Source organism: Microbacterium sp. (genome assembly GCF_046295495.1).
Taxonomy (GTDB): Bacteria; Actinomycetota; Actinomycetes; order Actinomycetales; family Microbacteriaceae; genus Microbacterium.
Map to the genome: position 1 here is coordinate 30639 of NZ_JBKBNC010000027.1, position 5790 is coordinate 36428.

Here is a 5790-nt window from a genome sequence, read left to right on the forward strand (position 1 = left end):
GGGCGCCGCCCCCCCCCGGCCCCCCCGCGGGGGGGGGGGGGGGCGCGCCCCCCCCCCGCCGCGACCGTGGATCGTCGTGCGTCGAGCACGGCACGCAGACGGTCGTGGTCGGTTCCGGAGTCGAGCAGATCGCGGATGGCGTCGAGACCGAAGCCGTTGGCGCGGAGAGCGACGATGCTCTGCACGCGTCCTTCCTGAGCCGGATCGTACGACCGTCGGCCGGTGAGGGGATCGGTGGCGGCGGGCGGGAGCAGTCCGGTGGCCTCCCAGTGCCGGAGCATGCGCGGGGTCGTTCCCGTGCGCCGGGCGAGTTCGCCGATGGAGACCATGACCACAGTCCACACCCTCACACCGTGTCAGGGGCACGCGTCGGCGTATCCGCGCCGCGGGACGCGCGTCGGGGCGACGACGAACGGCCCCGGCAGGATGCCGGGGCCGTTCGGGAAACGTGTGTCACATGACGGAGCCGACACCGGCGGCGGCGCCGACGCCGAGGGCGACGACGACGACGATCCCGCCGAGCACCGCGAGGATGATGGCGGCGATGGCCCAGCCGCGACCGCGGTTCTTCACGGCGGCGATGATGCCCTGGATGAGGCCCCAGAGCGCGAAGACGCCGTAGACGACGAAGGCGAGCACGCTGAGCGTCGCCACGAGGATCGCGGACTGCTCGACGCCCGGGGGCAGGGTGTTCGGGTCGATCTGGTTCGTCTCACGGTCCGCGTACTGCGCGACCCCGGCGCTCTGCAGGCCGGCGACGAACGCCAGGATCGACCCGACCACGACGGCGATGAGCGAGGCGATGAAGGCGATCACACCGAGCTTCTTCGACGGCGTCGATCGGGACTCCGTGTACGGCGCGTAGGCCGGGGCGGCGGGGGCGCCCGAGACGGCGGGGGCGGCGTGGTCGTCGCGGCGGGTGGCGGGTTCGTACGGCTCGGGGGGCGGCGGTGTGGTGCTCACGAGATGCTCCTCTGGTCGTGGGCGGGCGAGAAACGCCCGATCAGCCGAGCATAGGGAGCGGGAGCCCGAAGTGCGTCGGGGGTGGACGCGGCACAACGGAGGCGGTATCGGGCCGTGCCGCGCCCGTTCGCCGCTTCCCGTCGTGCCGACCGGCCGTCGGAGGGCTCAGATGGGCGTGTTCGCGGAGGCGGTTGCCAGCCCCGCGACCAGGGCCAGCGCGACGAGCCCGCCGAACACCACGGGGCCGATCACCGACAGCACCACGGCGGCGATCCCCGCGCCGCGTCCGCGCCGCGTGGCGATACCGGCGATGCCGAGCCCGAGGGCCAGGATGCCGACCACCGTGCCCGACCAGAAGGCCACTTCGCCGAGCAGCACCCATTCGCGCACGGGCGAGAGCACGCGCCAGTCGAAGGCGCTCGACGCCGTCGCCTCGAGCCCCGGACCCGCGCCCCGGGCCACCCGGAACGCGGCGAAGCCGGAGACCGCCGGGGCCAGGATCGTGGCGACGACCGAGAGCACGAGCGCCCACGTGCCGAGCGGACGCCCGCGGTCGGTCGCCGGCGGGGGAGACAGCAGGGTCCCGACCGGCGGCGCGGTGTGCGGCGCGGCGAACACCGGACCGGTCGGGGCGCTGGGCGAAGTCACCCCGTCACTCTACGAGACGGCACGCCACCGCCGCGGTGTGACGCCGGGCGTGGGCACATCCCGTCCCGCGGCGCCAGTCGGACCCGATGTCGGCGCCCCCGCGTAGACTTTCCCGAGTGACAGTTCCCGGGATCGTTCGCGCCCTCGAGCAGGCTGAGTCGTACCGTGAGGCCGCTGCCGCGGCATCCTCCGACCTGTCGCTCTCCCTCGTCGACGGCCTCGACGCCCCCGTCATCGCGGGGCTCATCGAGCGTCGCCGTGCCGCGGGCGACCCCGGCGCCGTGCTGGTCATCGCGCCGACCGGTCGCCGCGCCGAGTCGTTGGGTCCGGCTCTGGATGCCGTGCTCCCCGGCGCGCAGGTGCTGCACTTCCCGGCGTGGGAGACGCTCCCGCACGAGCGGCTCAGCCCGAGCCCGGAAACCGTCGGACGCCGCCTCGACGTGCTGCGCCGGATCGCCGCGTGGGACGGCGAGGCGCCGCTCGTCGTCACGGCCTCGGTGCGCAGCGCGCTGCAGCCGCTCGCCCCGGGGCTCGGCGACGTCGAGCCCGTCGAGCTGCGCGTGGGCGGCCGCGGGCACGAGCTCGAGACCGTCACGACGCGACTCATCGAACTGGCGTACCACCGGGTCGACATGGTGTCGCGCCGCGGGGAGTTCGCGGTGCGCGGTGGCATCCTCGACGTCTTCCCGCCCGTGGCCGACCACCCGTACCGCGTCGAGTTCTTCGGCGACGAGGTCGATCAGATCCGGTCGTTCTCGGTCGCCGACCAGCGCTCGCTCCCCGGCGACGTCACGGGGGTCTCGCTCAATCCGAGCCGCGAACTGCTCCTCACCGCCGACGTCCGTGCTCGCGCCGCGGCGCTGCGCGACGGCTACCCCGGCCTGCGCCAGCTGCTCGAGAAGATGGCCGAGGGCATCCCCGCCGAGGGCATGGAATCCCTCATCCCCGTGCTCGTCGACGACCTCGTGACCCTCGTGCACTACCTCCCCGGCGGCAGCGCCGTCGCTCTCGTCGACCCCGAGCGCTCCCTCGCCCGCGCCACCACCCTCGGCGACACCAACCGCGAGTTCCTCGAGGCCGCCTGGTCGGCCGCGACCGCCGGCGCCGACACCCCCGTCGACCTCGACTCGGGCGACTTCGTCACCCTCCACGACCTCCGCGAGATCGCCGGCGGACGCGGTGGCGTGTGGTGGCAGCTGAGCGCCTTCGACTCCGGTGCGGCGGATGCCGAAGACGAGGGCCTCGTCGTGGGCGACGGCTCCGCGCACCGTGTCAAGGCCGACCCGGTGCCGTCGTTCCAGGGCAACGTCGAGGGAGCGACCGCCCACGTCGGCAGCCTTCTCGCCGACGGCTGGTCCGTGGTCGTCACGGCCTCGGGCCCGGGCATGGTGGACCGCGCCCGCGACGTCCTGGCCGAGCGCGGCATCGCCGCTCGCCGTGTCGACGATCTGCGTCTGCCGCCCGAACCCGGCGTCGCACACGTGGTGTGCGCGCCGCTCGAGCGCGGCTTCGAACTGAGGGAGTCGAGCTTCGCCGTCATCACCGAGACGGAGTTCTACGGCCGCTCGGTGGCGGGCGACAACCGCGGAGTGAAGAAGCTGGCCTCTCGGCGCCGCAACGTGGTCGATCCGCTGCAGCTGAAGCCGGGCGATGTCGTCGTGCACGCGACGCACGGAATCGGCAAGTTCCTCGAGCTGACGCAGCGCGAGGTCTCCAGCGGCGGACGAAATGCGGTCAAGACCACCAAGGAATACCTCGTCCTCGAGTACGCGCCCGCCAAGCGCGGCTACCCGGGCGACAAGCTCTTCGTCCCCACCGACCAGCTCGACCTGCTCTCGAAGTACGTGGGTGGCGAAGCCCCCACCCTCTCGAAGATGGGCGGCAGCGACTGGGCCGCCGCCAAGGGGCGCGCCCGCAAGGCCGTCCGCGACATCGCCGTCGAACTGGTCAAGCTCTACTCCGCACGCATGGCGTCCAAGGGCTACGCCTTCGGTCCCGACACCCCCTGGCAGCGCGAGCTCGAGGAGGCCTTCCCCTTCGCCGAGACGCAGGACCAGTTGCAGACGATCGATGAGATCAAGGCCGACATGGAGAAACCCATCCCCATGGACCGCCTGCTCTCCGGCGACGTGGGTTTCGGCAAGACCGAGGTGGCGGTGCGCGCCGCGTTCAAGGCCATCCAAGACGGCAAGCAGGTCGCGATGCTCGTTCCGACCACGCTGCTGGTCAAACAGCACCTCGAGACTTTCGCCGAGCGCTTCGCCGGCTTCCCCGTCACGGTGCGACCGCTGTCGCGGTTCCAGAGCGACAAGGAGGCCAAGGCCACCCTCGCCGGCCTCACCGACGGCACCGTCGACATGGTGATCGGCACGCACCGCATCCTCACCGAGAAGGTGCTCTTCAAAGACCTCGGGCTGATGATCATCGACGAGGAGCAGCGCTTCGGCGTCGAGCACAAGGACCAGCTGAAGAAGCTCAAGACCAACGTCGACATCCTGGCGATGAGTGCCACACCCATCCCGCGCACGCTCGAGATGGCGGTGACCGGCATCCGCGAGATGTCGACCCTGGCGACCCCGCCCGAGGATCGGCATCCGATCCTGTCGTACGTGGGCCCGCGCAACGACAAGCAGATCGCCGCCGCGATCCGTCGCGAGCTGCTGCGCGAAGGGCAGGTGTTCTACGTGCACAATCGCGTCTCGTCCATCCAGCGGGTCGCGGCGCACCTCGCCGAGCTCGTCCCCGAGGCGCGCATCGTCGTGGCGCACGGGCAGATGGGGGAGAACGCTCTCGAGCAGGTGGTCGACGACTTCTGGGAACGCCGCGCCGACGTCCTGGTGTCGACCACGATCATCGAGACGGGTCTGGACATCTCGAACGCGAACACGATCATCATCGACCGCGCCGACAAGTACGGCCTGTCGCAGCTGCACCAGCTCCGTGGGCGCGTGGGTCGCGGTCGCGACCGCGCCTACGCCTACTTCCTCTACGACGAGATGAAGCCGCTGTCCGAGACCGCAGCCGACCGCCTCGAGACCATCGCGGTCAACAACGACCTCGGCAGCGGGATGCAGGTGGCGCTCAAAGACCTCGAGCTGCGCGGGGCGGGCAACCTGCTCGGCGCGGAGCAGGCCGGCCACATCGCCGGGGTCGGGTTCGACCTCTACCTGCGGATGATCGGTGAGGCGGTGTCGACGTTCCGCGGTGAAGACGTCGACGGCCCCACGGAGCTCCGCCTGGAGTTGCCGGTCGACGCGCGTCTACCGGAGTTCTACATCGACAGCGAGCGCCTGCGCCTCGAGGCCTACCAGAAGCTCTCGGCCGCGGCCTCGGCGACCGCGAAAGGCGACGCGATCGACCTCGTCGTCGACGAACTCCGCGATCGATACGGCGAGCCGCCCGCCGAGGTCGAGGGCCTCGTCGCCGTCGCACGCCTGCGTCGCCGCGCTGCGCAGGCGGGCCTGGCCGACGTCGTGGCGATGGGGTCGAACCTGCGCGTCGCCCCCGCGAACCTGCCCGAGTCGATGCGCGTGCGTCTCCAGCGCCTGTACCCCAAGGCGAAGCTGGTGGCGAGCGGCGAAGCCATGGTCGTCCCCCTTCCTCAGGATGCCGACGACACCAACCTCATCGCCTGGGTCCGGCAGTTGCTCGATGCGCTGTGGCCGGTTCCCCTGGAGAAGGCCGCGGAGACGGCGACCGCCTGAGTCCTCCCGGACAGGGGAGGGGTGCTCAGGGGGCCCGATCGACGTCGTCGGTCGGGCCCTCGCTCGTGCTCCCGCGTGATTCCGGGGTTCCGCGTGCACGACACGCCCGGGGAGTGTGTGGATTCGACGGGTCGTTCATTCCCGCGTAACTTCTTACTTGTTCGCCCCACAGGGGAGAGCGGAGCGGCCGAAAGGCCCCGCGTCCCCTCAAGCGGAGAACCACCCCGAAACCCCGCCATATGGTGTAAGGTTTTGGTTCGGTCACCCGGCCGGTTCCCATCATGCGGATCTCTTCTGAGATCCGATAGCGGAGCCATCAGTGCCTGGTGGTCGTTTAGAAGTGAACTGCCTCACGGTAGGTCGAGATGACTGTTTCTGTGGGTGCGTCCGTTCCTTGAGAACTCAACAGCGTGCACTTGTCAAATGCCAATTTATTCCTCGTTGGTCTTCGGACTGCGAGTAATTCCTTTGGATC

The 5790-nt window shown here is 70.8% G+C and carries 4 protein-coding genes; 1 reads left to right on the plus strand and 3 read right to left on the minus strand.

Features of this window, described 5'->3' with window-relative positions; all coding sequences use genetic code 11:
* The 3 genes from ACK4LS_RS10670 to ACK4LS_RS10680 all read right to left on the minus strand — a co-directional run.
* Positions 1-329 (minus strand): MerR family transcriptional regulator (locus ACK4LS_RS10670; protein WP_409716908.1); only part of this gene is annotated, 329 nt, incomplete at its 3' end.
* A gap of 124 nt (positions 330-453) precedes the next feature.
* The gene (locus ACK4LS_RS10675; protein WP_409716910.1) at positions 454-963 is read right to left on the minus strand and encodes a hypothetical protein; all 510 of its coding nucleotides are present in this window, start codon (positions 961-963) and stop codon (positions 454-456) included.
* 165 nt (positions 964-1128) lie between these two features.
* Complete coding sequence (locus ACK4LS_RS10680) at positions 1129-1611, minus strand: hypothetical protein (protein ID WP_409716912.1); 483 nt, start codon at positions 1609-1611, stop codon at positions 1129-1131.
* Positions 1612-1727: 116 nt separating this feature from the next.
* Between ACK4LS_RS10680 and mfd the strand changes: the two genes are divergently transcribed.
* Complete coding sequence (gene mfd / locus ACK4LS_RS10685) at positions 1728-5315, plus strand: transcription-repair coupling factor (protein ID WP_409716914.1); 3588 nt, start codon at positions 1728-1730, stop codon at positions 5313-5315.
* The last annotated feature ends 475 nt before the right edge of the window (positions 5316-5790 follow it).